The 14,996-nt window shown below is 64.1% G+C and carries 14 protein-coding genes and 1 riboswitch; of the genes, 5 read left to right on the plus strand and 9 right to left on the minus strand.

Translation table 11 applies throughout. From position 1 onward, the window contains the following. Nucleotides 1-698 precede the first annotated feature (698 nt). From ACXJMY_RS27235 to ACXJMY_RS27250, 4 genes are all read right to left on the minus strand, one after another. A complete protein-coding gene (locus ACXJMY_RS27235) occupies nucleotides 699-1,280 on the minus strand; it encodes a hypothetical protein (RefSeq protein WP_456622436.1) in 582 nt (193 codons plus the stop codon). A gap of 86 nt (nucleotides 1,281-1,366) precedes the next feature. After that, complete coding sequence (locus tag ACXJMY_RS27240; protein ID WP_456622437.1) at nucleotides 1,367-1,624, minus strand: hypothetical protein; 258 nt, start codon at nucleotides 1,622-1,624, stop codon at nucleotides 1,367-1,369. Nucleotides 1,625-1,747: 123 nt separating this feature from the next. Next, nucleotides 1,748-1,960, minus strand: a complete 213-nt coding sequence (locus ACXJMY_RS27245; RefSeq protein ID WP_456622438.1) for a hypothetical protein — start codon at nucleotides 1,958-1,960, stop codon at nucleotides 1,748-1,750. A 151-nt stretch (nucleotides 1,961-2,111) separates the two neighbouring features. Next, entirely contained in the window at nucleotides 2,112-2,294 is a 183-nt protein-coding gene (locus ACXJMY_RS27250; RefSeq protein ID WP_456622439.1) for a hypothetical protein, read from the minus strand. Nucleotides 2,295-2,469: 175 nt separating this feature from the next. Further along, nucleotides 2,470-2,680, plus strand: a riboswitch (cobalamin riboswitch). Nucleotides 2,681-3,162: 482 nt separating this feature from the next. Between ACXJMY_RS27250 and ACXJMY_RS27255 the strand changes: the two genes are divergently transcribed. Then, the gene (locus tag ACXJMY_RS27255; RefSeq protein WP_456622440.1) at nucleotides 3,163-5,220 is read left to right on the plus strand and encodes a TonB-dependent receptor; all 2,058 of its coding nucleotides are present in this window, start codon (nucleotides 3,163-3,165) and stop codon (nucleotides 5,218-5,220) included. A 163-nt stretch (nucleotides 5,221-5,383) separates the two neighbouring features. Here the strand turns inward: ACXJMY_RS27255 and ACXJMY_RS27260 are convergent, their stop codons facing one another. Next, on the minus strand, nucleotides 5,384-7,120 hold the full coding sequence (locus ACXJMY_RS27260) for an adenylate/guanylate cyclase domain-containing protein (RefSeq protein WP_456622441.1): 1,737 nt from the start codon (nucleotides 7,118-7,120) through the stop codon (nucleotides 5,384-5,386). 325 nt (nucleotides 7,121-7,445) lie between these two features. Here ACXJMY_RS27260 and ACXJMY_RS27265 point away from each other — a divergent pair, with 325 nt between their 5' ends. Continuing rightward, on the plus strand, nucleotides 7,446-9,635 hold the full coding sequence (locus ACXJMY_RS27265) for a lytic transglycosylase domain-containing protein (RefSeq protein ID WP_456622442.1): 2,190 nt from the start codon (nucleotides 7,446-7,448) through the stop codon (nucleotides 9,633-9,635). A gap of 83 nt (nucleotides 9,636-9,718) precedes the next feature. On the opposite strand, the gene ACXJMY_RS27270 is transcribed toward ACXJMY_RS27265, so the two are convergent. Genes ACXJMY_RS27270 through ACXJMY_RS27285 form a run of 4 tightly spaced genes read right to left on the minus strand, consistent with a single transcriptional unit; the run spans nucleotide 9,719 to nucleotide 10,903 of the window. Beyond that, nucleotides 9,719-10,036, minus strand: a complete 318-nt coding sequence (locus ACXJMY_RS27270) for a hypothetical protein (RefSeq protein ID WP_456622443.1) — start codon at nucleotides 10,034-10,036, stop codon at nucleotides 9,719-9,721. Nucleotides 10,037-10,093: 57 nt separating this feature from the next. Further along, a complete protein-coding gene (locus ACXJMY_RS27275; protein WP_456622444.1) occupies nucleotides 10,094-10,282 on the minus strand; it encodes a hypothetical protein in 189 nt (62 codons plus the stop codon). Beyond that, nucleotides 10,279-10,674 carry a hypothetical protein gene (locus ACXJMY_RS27280; RefSeq protein ID WP_456622445.1) on the minus strand — a complete coding sequence of 132 codons (396 nt, stop codon included), beginning with the start codon at nucleotides 10,672-10,674 and terminating at the stop codon, nucleotides 10,279-10,281. Before ACXJMY_RS27280 ends, ACXJMY_RS27275 begins: the two co-directional genes overlap by 4 nt. Before the next feature lie 40 nt (nucleotides 10,675-10,714). After that, a complete protein-coding gene (locus ACXJMY_RS27285) occupies nucleotides 10,715-10,903 on the minus strand; it encodes a hypothetical protein (RefSeq protein WP_456622446.1) in 189 nt (62 codons plus the stop codon). Between the two features lie 481 nt (nucleotides 10,904-11,384). Between ACXJMY_RS27285 and ACXJMY_RS27290 the strand changes: the two genes are divergently transcribed. From ACXJMY_RS27290 to ACXJMY_RS27300, 3 genes are all read left to right on the plus strand, one after another. Continuing rightward, on the plus strand, nucleotides 11,385-13,817 hold the full coding sequence (locus ACXJMY_RS27290) for a PAS domain-containing sensor histidine kinase (RefSeq protein ID WP_456622447.1): 2,433 nt from the start codon (nucleotides 11,385-11,387) through the stop codon (nucleotides 13,815-13,817). Continuing rightward, on the plus strand, nucleotides 13,814-14,485 hold the full coding sequence (locus tag ACXJMY_RS27295; RefSeq protein ID WP_456622448.1) for a response regulator transcription factor: 672 nt from the start codon (nucleotides 13,814-13,816) through the stop codon (nucleotides 14,483-14,485). The genes ACXJMY_RS27290 and ACXJMY_RS27295 overlap by 4 nt, the downstream gene beginning before the upstream one ends. Nucleotides 14,486-14,569: 84 nt before the next feature. Then, complete coding sequence (locus ACXJMY_RS27300; RefSeq protein ID WP_456622449.1) at nucleotides 14,570-14,956, plus strand: response regulator transcription factor; 387 nt, start codon at nucleotides 14,570-14,572, stop codon at nucleotides 14,954-14,956. The last annotated feature ends 40 nt before the right edge of the window (nucleotides 14,957-14,996 follow it).

The following is a 14,996-nucleotide window of genomic DNA, read 5'->3' on the forward strand; positions in this document are numbered from 1 at the left end:
AAAACCGCACAGCAGCATACAGGTGTAGCCAATCACTCGGCCTTCCCTGCGCAGTGGTCGGACGGCTTATGCCGCATACAGGTGTAGCCAATCACTCGGCCTTCCCTGCGCAGTGGTCGGACGGCTTATGCCGTGCTCTCCCGGGAGCCGAGTTCGTTCTGGCCTCCCTCGCCCTCGCGAAATTCACCGGCACCGCGCCGGTTGACGCGACTGCCGCCTCCGCAACAGCTTGGCCGTAGCAACGACGGCCAGGACCACACGGTTTTGCCGTACGCACGGCTCGCTTGTTCGCCGCAGTTTTTCCAGCCCTGTCGACGGAGCCGGAAACTTGCTGGCGAGACGAACCTAGCAGCGCCGCTCATCCGCACGAAGTTTTGGGCTCACGGAGAGCAATCCGCCCTGCCCTAACCTCTCGCGCCCGACGCTGCCGCGTCCACCGCAACCCGGCTCGCGACACGTGACGACACAAGATCGCCCCTCAAGGTCAAGCCGGGATGAACGACACATACGCCATTTCCGAATTTCGGCAAAGCGGAATATTTTCGAGTGAGCGGATTGACCGATCGCGGGGGTGTTTTGCCCGTCAGGCAACGCAAGGTCTCGTAGCCCGGATGGAGCGAAGCGTAATCCGGGGACTTACCACCAGATACAACGGCCCCGGATTTCGCTGCGCTCCATCCGGGCTACCAGAGGGCCGCTCAGGCCGACATCGCGCCCTTGCGCCCGAACGGATCGATCAGGCGGACGATCTCACAGACGGCAACGAGGCCGGCGAGCCAGACGGCGCTGGTCAGCCCAATGCGCGCGACGATGGCCACGGTGAAGGCGCCCTCGCCGCCGAGGGCCGGCGTCGCGGCGAGCAGCGCGAGCTCGTAGGCCGTGTAGGCCGCGACGAGCGTGAGCGCGAGCATCAGCGGTGTGCGTCCCTGCGGCAGCACGCGGAGCACGGCGGACGAGGCCGCGGTCGCCAGAAGCGCAGCGGCGCCGATGACAAAGCCCCAGGCGATGGTGCCGGCATCGATCGGGTAATGCAGCACGCCGAAGCCGATGGTCTGGTTCACCAGCCACGCTCCGGTGACGACGAGCAGCGCCGGCCGCAGCGGCAGCATCGCGGCCGCGACGACGGCGAATGCCGCAAACGGCGTCGCGCAGGCGAGCGCGAAACTTGCGAGGGCGCATGACACCGTCAGCAGCGCGAAGCAGAACATCGGGGCATGGCGCGGCGTGACCGGATGCAGCCGGAAACGGTCGGCACGAGGTGAAAGCATGTCAGCGGCCATGATTGGTCTCCCGACCCCGATCCTAGCACATTTGTCGAGAGATGAACCGCATGCGAACCGCCCGAACGCGAGGGCGCGCCTGCCGCTCAGGTTCGCCCTCTCGGCCGCTGAGCCCGAGCCCAGGCGATAGCGACGTCGCGCGGCGGGATGTCGATACGCCTGATCGGCGTCAATTCGCCGGAGGCCGAGACGATCGCGGTCTCCTCGCGGCGGCAGCGCGGACACACGAAGCAGACCTCATGCGGGGACGCCGACCAGCTCGAACGTTTGACGTTGGCCGCCATCGGCCATGCATCGCAATGCGAGCACGACACCAGAAACCGGCCGGGATCGAGCATACCCATTCCATCGGACTCCGCGTCCTGCCTGCCCTGCTCCAACGATATCCCATCCAAATCGTTCCGGTGTCCCGGCACCGTCAGCCGCCGGCGTTCCATCGCATCGGGGACCGCGTCCGGATGCGCCGCTCAGTGCGCCCCCTTGAGCGTGCAGGACGTGGTGCAGGTGACCGTGTTGCCGTGGTCGCACGCCTTGCAGGCACTGACGCACTGGTTCATGTCGCGGGGATTATAGGAGCTGTAGTTCCGCATCGGGCAGGACGCGGTCGAGCCGGTGATGTCCTGCTCCTGATTGCAGGCCGCCGTCATGAGCGCGAGCACGAGAACCGCAAGAAGGCGCATGGGATTGCCCTGTAAGGAACGGCAAAGCGACATCGGCGAGGCACGCTGCACCGCAACGAGCCCCGGCACTCCCACCGCGAGCAATCGCAAATCGCGCCGCTCGCATCCCAGAGGATGCGCGCCAAACATTAAGAACGGATTGCCGCCGCACTCAGGCCGCAGCCTTGCCCGCAGCCGCGATCACCTGCCGCATGTCCGCGGCCAGCTGGCGGTACTGCTCCCCGAGTTTCAGATAAAACTCCCGCTTCGCAGCGTCGGTGGCGAGCTTGGTGATCAGCTCGCATTCGGCGGTGAGCGTCTCGAACCGTTCCAGCCTGTCCTGAAGGTCTGTCATCGGCGTGTCCCCATCAAACGCCTCAAGGACACTCAACCTAAGCCCGGGAAATAGGTCACGGCGAACATCGTTATGGGGTAGAATTTCTTTTGTTCAAGGCGACGCCTTCGTGAGCTCGTTGCGACATCGAGGCAGGCAGCCGGGAGGTAGCCACATATTGACGCGCTCTCTGGCAGATGCCAGTTTCATCGGCGGTAGTGTCTGCAAGGACTCTTCAAGGGAATGCGGTGCGTCCGTCTCGGCGGGCAATTCCGCGGCTGCCCCCGCAACTGTAGGCGGATAGCCGACGACCAAACAAACCACTGGAGCCCCACGCGGGCCTCTGGGAAGGTGGTCGAAGGCGATGACCCGCGAGCCAGGAAACCTGCTGCCAGCCATGGTCACGCGCGAACGCATTGGGCGGGGTGCCCCGATGTCGGACAAGTAGCCGGTGCATCTGCCGCTTGGGGCGAAGGTAGATGGCTAAGGCAACCGCGGTGACAGTCTGTTTGCGTCGCCGCAGAGCGTTGTCGTGCAAAATCTTCATATCGGTGCTGGCGTTGCGCCAGCGTTTTCGCGTGTTTTCCTGATTGCCGCGCTCTCGTCGGCGTCGTTGTCTTCCACTGCCGTCGCCCAGAGCGCGGTTCAGGACAACCGGTCCCGGGAGGTTGGCCCGGTCATCGTCTCACCGCCCACTCCGAAGCCGGCTCCGGCCGTCGGCCCCGGCAATCAGCGATCCCGCGCGGCCCGCCGGGCCGCGGGACGCAATCGCGGCGCCCCTGTCGTCGCCGTTCCGGCGACCCAACCGCCGAGCGGCCCGGTCCAAACGCCGCTGAACACGGGCGCCGTCACTGAGGTCGGCTCCCGGCTCGGGATCACGGCCCGGGAGATGCCCGCGAGCGTAGAGGTCATCGACCAGCAGACCATACGGGAGCTGGGCATCAGGACCACCACTGATGTCGCCAAGTTGGCGGTCGGCGTGACCGGCGGCGATGCGCCGGGTGCACCCGCCATCTTCTCGATGCGCGGCTTTAGCGGCGACCAGATCTCTACCCTCTACAACGGCATCCCGATCGGTCCGTCGACCATGACCGGCCGTCCGATGGACACCTCCAATCTGCAGCAGGTGGAGATCATCAAGGGACCAGACTCGCTGGTGGCGGGCCTTGGCGCGACCGGCGGCGCCATCAACTACGTCACCAAGGCACCGCGCACCGGGCCGATCGTCAACGAGGCCTTCACCTCCTACGACTCCTTCAACGGCTATCGCGCCGGCTACGGTTCGGGCGGCAGCACGCTGATCGGCGGCCTCGACTACCGCTTCGACATCAGCCATTTCAACGACAAGAGTTTTATCGACGACACCTATTCGAAACTCAGCAACGTCTCCGGTCAGTTGAACTATCGCGTCAACGAGAGCCTGAAGGTCTGGGGCGCGGCCGAGTACAGGCAGGACAAGGACCGCTTCTACTGGGGAACGCCGCTGGTGCCGGCGAACGCTCCGGGCATCATTCCGACGAACGGCATCGTCTCGGGCCAGTGGACCAATTACTACCTCAACGGCCACACCGGGATGCTCAATCCGGTCACCATCGACGCGCGCACGCTAACCACCACCTACAACGTGCTCGACAACCACAGCGGCGCCAGCGAGCTCTGGCTGCGTAGCGGCTTCCAGTGGGACATCAACAACAGCGTCTCGCTGCGCAGCCAGGTCTACGGCTACGATGCGCACCGGCACTGGTTCAACAACGAGATCAATTCGTTCGACGATTCCGGCCCGAACAACGTCTATCGCGAGCGCCTGGCGCTGGACCATGCGCAGCGGCTCTATGGGAACATCACCGACCTTACCGTCAACTCGAATATCGGCGGCATGGACAACCGCTTCGTCGCCACCGTCGCGGCGAGCAGCTCGCAATTCAACGTTTCGCAGGACACGCTGTTCTTCTCGGACACGGTCGACCTGATCAATCCGGACCGCGGGCTCTACGGTCCGCGCAGCGACGAGAAGATCTATACCCACCTCGACACCGTCTCCCTGTCGTTCGAGGACCGGCTGAAGCTGACTTCGACATTCGCCCTGATCGGCGGCATCCGTTTTGAGAATATCGAGCTGTCGCGGACCCGCTTCGGCGAGAACGGCCTCCTGAAAGCCAACTATCCTTTCTCGACGACGTTCAAGCCGATCACCGGACGCGTCGGCTACACCTGGGACATCGCGCCCGGCGTGATGCTTTACAGCCAGTACGCGACGGCAGCCGACCCGACGGTGGCGAACATCTTCATCCTCAGGCCCACTACGCCGCTGCTACTGACGACGTCGCGGATCTATGAGACCGGCGTGAAGGTGCAATCGGCCGACAAGCGGGCCGAGGCCACGTTCTCGGCCTTCGACATCGAACGCAAGAACGTCTACGTCCCCGAGAGCGGCATCTTGTTCAACGTCGCCGGCAAGATGGCCTCCAAGGGCATCGAGATCGCGGCCGCGGTCAACCCGGTCGGCGGCCTGAAGCTGTGGGGCAATGTCGCCTTCGTGCAGTCGCGGTTCATCGACTTCACCTATGTCGACGGCAATGGCGACTTCCAGTCGTACTCGGGCAAGACGCCGCCGAACGTCCCGAACTTCATCGCCAATGCCGGGGCGTCCTATCGCTTCGACACGAAACTGCCGGTGGAGATCGGTGGCCTGGTCCGCCACGTCGGCGACCGCTTCAACTTCCAGGACAATCTGGTCACCATGAACGCCTACACGATCTTCGACGCATTCGCCTTCGTCGACATCCCCAAGGCCTATTTCCCGGGTGTCGACCAGACCCGGATCAGTTTTCGCGTCAAAAACCTGACAAACAAGCTCTACGCCGCCTGGGGCGATCCCGGTTACACCGACCAGATCATCCTGGGCGCACCGCGGAGTTACGAGGTGGCCGCTTCGTTCAAATGGTGAGGATGCAGCCTCTCCAATGTCGTCCCGGCGAAGGCCGGAACCCATACCGCGTGATCTCTCGATTGCGGAAGGCAGCAGTACTGAACGGCGAGTCTTCGCCAAACTGCCCCTGGGGTTATGGGTCCCGGCCTTCGCCGGGACGACACCGAGGGGAGTGAAATAATTACTTCTGCTCCAGCCGCCAGGCGCCGTCCCAGCCGGCGTCCGGCGGATTGGCCTCGAACTGCGCGATGCGGGCGAGCATGGTGCGCGAGGGACCGTCGCCGGGAACGGCTTCGAGCGCCGCGTTGAAGGCGGCACGTGCGTCGTCGAAACGGCGGGCGCGATAGGCGGCGAGGCCGTCGGCATAATGCGCGCGCAAGCTTTCCTGCTGCGTCGTGAGCGCGCCCGCCCTGCCCATCACCTCGAAGATGGGCTGCGGCGCGCTCTGGCCGGCGACCGCGAGACGATCAACCTCGCGGAGTTCGAGACCCGATCCGATCGCATCCGCGGTCGCCTGCGAGATCAGGATGCGGGTGCCGTAGACCTTGTTGACGGCCTCGAGCCGCGAGGCGAGGTTCACGGCATCGCCCATCACGGTGAAGCTCATCATCAGCTCGGAGCCGATGCTTCCGGTCAAGACCTCGCCGGTGGCGATACCGATCCGCAAGTCGCACGGCACCGGCATGGCGCGGATGCCGAGGAGATCCGGCAACTGCTTCTGGAGCGCCGGCACCTGATCGGCCATGTCGATGGCAGCACAGCCGGCGAGAAGCGCCTGCTCGTCCTCCTCGATGAAGGGCGGCCCCCAATAGGACATGATGGCGTCGCCGATATATTTGTCGATGACGCCGCGGTTGTTCCTGATTGGGCCGGACATCAGCGTGAAATAGTGGTTCATCACCTTGACGAGGCCGCGCGGGGTCATGCCCTCGCTCATCGAGGTGAAGCCGCTCATGTCGCAGAACATGATGGTCATCACCCGGCGCTGGCCGTCGATGGCGACTTCCGGCCGCTCGATCAGCCCCTGCACCACCTTGGGATCGATGTAGCGGCCGAAGGTCTCGCGGATCCGCTCGTTGTGGCGCAACTGCTCGACCATCCGGTTGAAGGCGGCGGCGAGCTCGCCGATCTCGTCCTGCGTCGACACCGTGATGGCCTTGTCGAAGCGGCCGGCCTCGACCTCGCGGGTGCCGGCCAGCAACAGCCGCACCGGACGCGTGATGCCACCGGAGACCAATAGCGCAAAGACAAATCCGACGATCGCCGCGAGGATGGTCACAATGCCCGAAACGATCATCGCCTGGCGCTGGTGGCCGATCACCTGCGCCGTGCTGGCGAAGACCTGCTTGAGCATGTCCGCGCGGATCGCGTCGATCTTCTGGTTGAACTGGTCACGCAGCGCGTCGAGATGCTCCAGCGTGCCGCGCATCTCCGTCATCTGCTTGGCATCGACCTGTTTGAGCAACTTGGCGTGTTCCTCGTTCATCCCCTGCCGCAGCTCGGTGACGACGGTCTCGATGCGCGTTTCGATCCGCGCCAGCGCCGCATTGTCGGAATGTGTCCTGGTGTCGTCGATGATCGCGTTGATGTGCTTGCGCGCACTCTCGGCCTCCTCGTCGATCTTCCGGTCCGCTTCCTCGAACTCGCGCAGGCGCGCCGCATAGGCCTCCTCCTCTGAGGGCGCCTGCATCTTCATCATAACCATCCGCCGCAGCGCCACCGACCGCTCCAGCGAGCGGATATTGGCGCGCGCCAGGTGCCCGTAGGCCGGGATGTAGCGATCGGTCAGCTCGTCCAGGAGGATGCCGACCTGGCTGGACATCACCATCGACAGGATCGAGGTGACCAGCATCAGGACGATCAATCCGAGGGCGATCCCGACGATCTTGCGCCGGATCGACTGGTTGAAAATCGGCATGGGTCCGGGACAATGGCTGAAAAGGGGGTCTGGGGACCTCAATACACCGGATTCTGGCTTGGGAACACGCGCAATCCGGCTGTTCTTGGCGTCCTGAACCGCCTGCCACCGTCGCGCGCGCCCCATTCGTTAACAAAGATTAAAGGCGCTACTTCTATCCCCCGTTGCACGAGTTCCCGCCTTCCATCCGTATTTTGCCGCATTGTTGCGTGAGCGTGAGGAATGCGAAACGATGCTGTGTCATCGTTTTTGATGTCGTCTTGATTCTCGAGCCGCATGTCGTCGCGGACTTTGGTTTGTACTGGTTTCGCAGGGGGACCACGGAATGAACCAGTGCCTACGCTCGCTCGCGTGTGTCGTTGCCGTGGCCGCTTTGGCCTTTCTCCCCACCGAGTTGGCAGCGAAGAGCAGTCACAAATCATCCGCGTCGAAGAAGACGCATGAAGCGAAATCCGGCAAGCAGCGCCATGCCGCGGCGGCCAAGTCGCGCCATGGCAAGCACGCCGCTGCCAAACGCAAGTCGAAGAAGCCCGACGACGAGCCCTCGGACAAGCCGGCAGCCCCGCCGCTCACCGGCGATCTCGCCGCGCTGAAGGACGCGATCGATCTGGCCCGCAAGGGCAAGACCGATGATGCAAGCGCGGCGCGCGACCGCATTGCCGATCCCGCCGGACAGAAGCTCGCCGACTGGTTCATGTTGCGCCATTCCGAGAGCACCGCGCCATTCAAGCGCTACGCCGCCTTCCTCGCCGCCAACCCGGACTGGCCGAGCAGCGCGCTGCTGCGCCGGCGCGCCGAAGCGCGGCTGTGGCAGGAGAAGAGCGACGCGGCCACCGTGCACAGATTCACCATGGACCGGCCGACCAGCGCCAAGGGCAAATTCGCGCTCGCCCGCGTGCTGCTCGCCGAGGGCGACAGCGACAGGGCCGCGCGTCTCGTGCGCGAGGCCTGGCGCACCGACGAATTGTCCGAACGCAGCGAGGAGGACTCTTACGAGGCGTTCCGCGATCTTCTGACCACTGATGATCATCGCGCCCGCATGGACAAGCGTCTGGGCGCCAAGGACTACGCCGGGGCACGGCGCGCCGCCAAGCGGCTCGGCGAGGATGCGCTCGCGATCGTCAAGGCCTGCGCCGCGGTCACCGGCAAGGCCAACAAGGCGCGGGACTATCTCGAGGACGTTTCGACCGACGCGCGCCGCGATCTCGGCTATGTGCTTTGCCGCGCGCAATGGCATCTCCAGAACGACCGCATCGACGACGCCGCCGATGTGATCCTGGCGGCCGCGCCCGACACGATGGCGGCGCAGGACACCGATGCCTGGTGGCGCGAGCGGCGCCTGCTGGCGCGAAAACTGCTCGACCAGGGCAAGTTCAAGACCGCCTATGACGTGGTGCGTGCGGCGGCCGTGCCGGCGATGGAGGTCTACCGCGTCGACTACCATTTCATGTGCGGCTGGATCGCGCTGCGCTATCTCGACGATCCCAGGACGGCGATGGTGCATTTCGCCGCGATCGACGAGGGCTCGCCCAATCCGCTCGCGCTGTCGCGCGCGCATTACTGGCGCGGCCGTGCCGCCGAGGCGATGGGCGCAACCGTCGACGCGCGCATGAGCTATCAGGCGGCGGCGCGCTATCCGACGGCCTATTACGGCCAGCTCGCTCGGGCGCGCCTCGGCCTCGACCGGATCGAGCTGCGTCCGCCCTCGCCCGTGCTGGCCGCGGCCGACACACCGCCCGCGGACGAACGCGTGCGCGCCGCCGACATACTGTACGGGATCGGCGAGCGCGACACGGTGTTTTATTACGTCGAGGACTTCGCCAAGGAGAGCACCGAGGTCGCAGCGCTCGAAGCGCTCGGCGAGCTCGCCGGTCGGCGCAACGATGCCCGCGCGATGCTCGAGGTCGGCAAGTCGGCGCTGGCGCGCGGGCTCGCGCTCGACCATTACGCGTTCCCGACCATCGGCATTCCCGAGCACAAGCAGGTCGCGCCCGCAATCGAGACCAGCGTGATCTATTCGGTGGCGCGCACCGAAAGCTCGTTCGACCAGCGCGACAAGTCCCCCGCCAACGCCGTCGGCCTGATGCAGGTGACGCCCGAAGCCGGGCGCGACACCGCAAAACGCTTCGGCCTGACCTATGACTGGGACAGGATGGTCTCCGACCCCGTCTACAACACGCAGATGGGTGCGGCCGAGCTCAGCGCGCTGCTGTCGGAATATCGCGGCAACCAGATCATGACCTTCGCCGGCTACAATGCCGGCCGCGGCCGCGTGCGCGAATGGGTGCAGGCGCGCGGCGATCCGCGCGACCCCAAGGTCGATCCGGTCGACTGGGTCGAGCGCATTCCCCTGTCGGAGACCCGCAACTACGTCCAGCGCGTGATCGAGAACGTGCTGGTCTACCGCGCGCGGTTCGAGGGCAGCAGCCCCGCCACGGCGAAGTCCGAGCAGCGCGTCACGACGCATGAGGTCAGCGCGGCACCAACGGCATCGGCCGCAGCCCCTGCACCTTAGCCTCGCAACGCCGGGGCTGGACGCGGCGCGAAGCTCGATGCAGTGACTGCGGCCGACTTCTCTGCGCGGCCAGCATTGCTCGGCTAGCCGTCACCTCCTTCCGGGGCGGGAAGGCTGTGCGCGCGCAGATATGCCTCGGTCAGCGAGCGCGAGAGCGCGCCCATCTGCATCATCCAGCTCCAGCTCGAAATGGCCGCCAACAGCGTGATGGCCTCGAGCGAAGTGCGGTAAGGCCAAAGCATTTCCATGGCCTGCTGCTGATATTGCCGGTAGCAATCAGTGTCGCAATACCGCCGTTGCGTGGACACATGGCGGACGTAACTCGCGCCCAACGGCTGGGCGCAGGCGCTGCAGGTGGCGCCGTGGCTGGGTCGTCCATGATTGACGAGCATGAATTTCAAGGTCGTGTCCTCTCCTGCCGGCGGGCGCACCGCCGATCGTCTCGACCACGTGTCCGCTCAAGACGCCGCTCGCGTACGCCCCTCGATCAACGGCGCAACTTCGCCATGCAGCGCGTAGCACTCGTAGCCGCAGTAAGGCAGCTGCGTCCTGGCGTCGCGCAGATAGCCGGTGCTGATCTGCTCGCAGCACCACAGACAGAACGTCTTGCGGAAAGGGGTTCTGCCGTTCACCAGTATGAATCTCACGTGGCACCTCCCAGCGCGAAGCAGTAGACCGTGTCGACCAGAGAGGCGGACGGCGGCGGCGCGCAAAGATGGTTGCGGCCGTCAGGATTGTCCCTGTTTCGCTCGACCTTCTGGGACGGGATGAGGATGTATTTGCCGTCTTCCCGGCGCCGGGCGTAGATCCTGCCGTCGACGTACTGAACCTCGGTCGGATAGCAATCTGCGTTGTTGCAGCAACTCAGCACCGGATTGTCGGGCATGTGCCAGCTCGAATAGAACTTCTCGTGCAGAAGCCGATCCTGGGACGGATGGTGACGATGTGCACCATCCTGCCTGACCTCCTCGGCCGCCACTCCCGTCATCACCGGAAGCGGCAGCGCGATCGCCAACAGGAGCTTGCAGGCACGGTTCAATTCAGCCTCCTGATTCAGAACTGCCGAACTGGGCTGATCCTCACGCCGCCTGAAATTGAAACAGCCATCGGCGGTCGCGCTCGCGGCGCGCCCTGAAGCGATCGAGGCATTTCCTTGAGCAGAGCGGCGTTCGCCAGGAATAATATCGGATCAGGCCAAACTTCCCGCCGCAGACGGCGCAGCCGTTTTCGGCAGGACGACGTTCGGATTGTTCGGACTTATCGCACATGATCCTCTCCTCTTGGCCTCTTATGGGTCCTGGCTTTCCTGGTGAGCGGTCACCACGTCGTCAATGAATGCGGCTTCTCAATCGTGACCCGCCAAGTCATGCGGCCGGTCAGGGCAACGGCAGAGGCGGAGCCTCTAAGGTGCATCACGCCGAGCTACGCGGCGGGTTGTGGTTCGCAATCGACTCCACTGGATTGGCAGTGAGACTAGGCCCTATGCAACGGATCGCTCAATTGTACGGAGGTAAATGCACGGTATGACTAGGGATGCGCGAGCTATACGTAGGTTTGTCCCGTAGTCTTGCGGACTTTGCCTGGGCGCAACGAGACGGCGCATGGCTCGCAGGCTGCACGGAGCCCGCGAGTTTTCGACGCAGAGCCCGACTTTGGTCGGAGGCAGAGTCCTGCTTGGTCTGAGGCAATTGCCCCTCTTGTCGCAAAATGCTCTACTCGCATTGACCCCAGCGAGCCGGGACGCATGCGATGATGCCTGGCCAGATCGCGAAACTTGGCAATTCGGCCGCTCAATTGCTGCTCGGCGGCCTTGCGGCGCTTCGATCTCTCGGCAACGGAGCGAAGGACAAGCCTGCGGTCGGAGATGACTGGCGGCAGGACAGCGAGCTGCGCGACGCCGTGAAGCAATGGCGCGAGGTGTTCGAGCACAATCCGGTCATGTACTTCATGATCGATCCGGCCGGAACGGTGCTCAACGTCAATACATTCGGCGCCGCGCAACTGGGCTACACGGCGGCCGAGCTGACCGGCCAATCCGTGCTGAACGTCTTCTTCGAGGAAGATCACGACCTCGTTCGCCGATGCGTCGCGTTGTGCCTGGAAACCGTGGACCAGTCGCATACCTGGGAGATCCGCAAGATCCGGAAGGACGGCTCGGTCCTCTGGGTCCGTGAAAACGCCAAGGCCATGCTGCGCCGCGACGGCACGCCGATCGTCCTGGTCGCCTGTGAAAACATCACCCAGCGCAAGGAGGCCGAGGATGCGCTGCGCCAGAGCGAGGCCTACCTCGCCCAGGCTCAGGAACTGAGCCGCACCGGCAGCTTCGGCCTGAACGCCGCGACCGGCGCGATCGTCTGGTCGAGGGAAACCTTTCGCATCTTCCAATGCGACCCGGCGGTGAAGCCGACCCTGGATTTTGTTTTTCAGCGCATCCATCCGGAAGATCGCGATGCGGTCCGCAAGACCCTCGATAGAGCCTTGCGCGAAGCGGAGGATTACGACCACGAGTATCGCCTGCTGATGCCTGATGGATCGGTCAAATATCTCCATTCCGTGGCGCGCGCGGTGAGACATGCATCAGGGCGCGTCGAGTTTGCCGGGGCTGTCACCGACGTCACGATCACAAAAGAAGCGGACCAGAGGTTGCGTCGCAGCGAGGCCTATTTGGCCGAAGCCCAGCGCCTTAGCCATACCAGCAGCTGGGCCTGGGACGTGAGTCGTCAGGAGTTCGCTTACCGATCGAATGAACTCTACCGCCTGTTCGGATTTGATCCGGACCAGCTCGATGTGCCGGCCAAGGCTTTCCAGCAACGGATCCTTCCCGAGGACTTTCGACGAATTGTCGACGTGGAACGTCAGGCGGTGCAGCAAAGGGAGCCCTTCGAAATTGACTTTCGGATTGCGCGTCCGGACGGTTCGATAAGACGCGTCCATACGGAAGGACATCCCGTCACGGGCAGCGACGGCGAGGTAAATGAAATTATCGGCACGCACGTCGACGTCACCGAGCAGTTCGTCGCAAAAGAAGCGCTGCAAAAGGCATTTGACGAGCTCAAGGAGTCCGAGCAGCGGTTCCGCGACTATGCCGAAACCGCATCGGACTGGTTTTGGGAGACCGGGCCGGATCACCGTATCACCCGGATCTCGGAACACGCCGATACGGCCATTGCTGCGCCGACGGGCTTGATCGGCCTGACCCGTTGGGACATTCCGCCCGATGCCGAGCTCGAGCCCGAGAAGTGGGAGCAGCATCGCGCGGCCCTCGATGCCCACCTTCCGTTTCGCGACCTGGTTTATCGCAGCAGGGATCGCAACGGATCTCCAATCTACGTGCGCACCAGCGGCAAGCCCTTCCACGACGCGAACGGCCATTTTCGCGGCTATCGTGGCGTCAGCAGCGATGTGACGGCGGCGACCCGCGCCGAGCAGGCCGAGGAAGCGCTGCGCAAGGCCCAAGCCGAGCTCGCCCATGTCACGCGCGTTACGATGCTCGGCGAACTGACCGCCTCGATAGCCCACGAAATCACCCAGCCTCTGGCTGCCGTGATCTCCAATGCAGACGCCTGCATCGGCTGGCTCGGCCGCGAACCGGCCGATCTGGATGCCGCGCGCCGCTCCGTGGAGTGGATTGTCGAGGACGCCAATCGGGCCAGCGAGGTGATCCGCAGGATCAGGGCGCTTGCGAAGAAGACCGAAATCGAAGTCGTTCCACTCGACATCAACCAGGTCGTCAGGGAGGCGTTGGCCCTCGTTCGGCGCGAGCTTGCCACCCATGCCGTGTCGGTGCGAATGGAATTGACGTCAAGTCTGCCCAGGATTTGCGGTGATCGGATCCAGCTCCAGCAGGTGCTGATCAACCTTGTCATGAACGGCATCGAAGCCATGGAAGCCAATGTTGGCCGCCCGCGCGAACTGGCGATCCGCTCCAGCCAAGTCGGCGAGAACGGCGACGGCCGCCTGCTCATCACCGTCACGGATCGCGGTGTCGGCCTTGACAAGGACGGGATGGAACGCATCTTCACGCCCTTTTTCACGACAAAGTCGGGCGGCCTGGGGATGGGACTATCGATCTGCCGGTCGATCATCGAGGCTCACGCGGGGCGGCTGTCGGCCTTTCCCAATGAGGGGAGCGGTGCGACTTTCCAGATTGCGCTGCCCTTGCCGCACGGGGACACGTCGTGACCGACCACGCCAAACCGACGCCGGCGCAGGCGGGCGCCGATGATCCGATCGTCATGATCGTTGATGACGATCCGTCGATGCGCCGTGCGCTCACCAATCTCTTTCAATCCGTCGGCCTCAAGGTCGAAGCCTTCGGCTCGGCAGCGGAGGTCATGGAAGCCAAGCCGCCGGCGGTCCCCAGTTGCCTTGTGCTCGACATTCGCCTGCCGGGCTCGAGCGGCTTCGACCTCCAGGCGGACCTCGCGAAGGCCAACATTCACACGCCCATTATCTTCATCACCGGTCATGGCGATATTCCCATGACCGTCAGGGCCATGAAGAGCGGCGCCATCGATTTTCTGACCAAGCCGGTGCGCGACCAGGACATGCTCGATGCGGTCCAGGCTGCGATCGAACGGGATCGCAAGCGGCGCGATGCCGAGAAGTCGGTATCAAGCGTGCGGACTCGCTTCGAAGGCCTGTCGGCGCGTCAGCGCGACATTCTCGCCCTGGTTGCGTCCGGCCTGATGAACAAGCAAGTCGCCGCCGAACTCGGATTGGCGGAGATTACCGTCAAAATCTATCGCGGCCAGATCATGCGGAAGATGGGCGCGAAGTCCTTGGCCGATCTCGTCAGGATGACCGAGGCGCTCGGAATCCAGCGCCCAGGGCGAAACGTGCAAACCTAAGTATGCTTTTCAAGCGCGCTCCGAGGGCCCACTTTCCGATGGGCGCTGCACCATGATCGGCGGCCCCCCCGATCAGGAGCGATCATGTCAATCCCTTCGGTCATTTCCGTCATTGACGATGATCCCTCCGTCCGGCTCGCGACGAACAATCTTCTGACGTCGCGGGGGTACACGGTCTACATCTTTGGCTCCGCTCACGAATTTCTCCAATCGGCTGAACTGCACCTGACGTCATGCGTGATCGCGGACGTGCAGATGTCGGCCATGAGCGGTGTCGATCTGTTGATGCATATGCGCGGCCTCGGTCACCGCACGCCCTTCATCTTCATGACGGCCTTTCCCGACGATACCGTGCGCGAGCGCGCGCTGAAGGCTGGCGCCATCTGCTTTCTCGCAAAGCCGTTTTCCACGCCGGCTCTCCTTCAATGTCTGGAGTCGGCCCTGACGGGGCTCGGTGAAGCCAGGACGTGATGCAGCAGCCTCGAGCCCTCTTCACGGCGAGGAATCTCGT

The sequence above is a fragment of the Bradyrhizobium sp. P5_C12 genome (assembly GCF_054049735.1).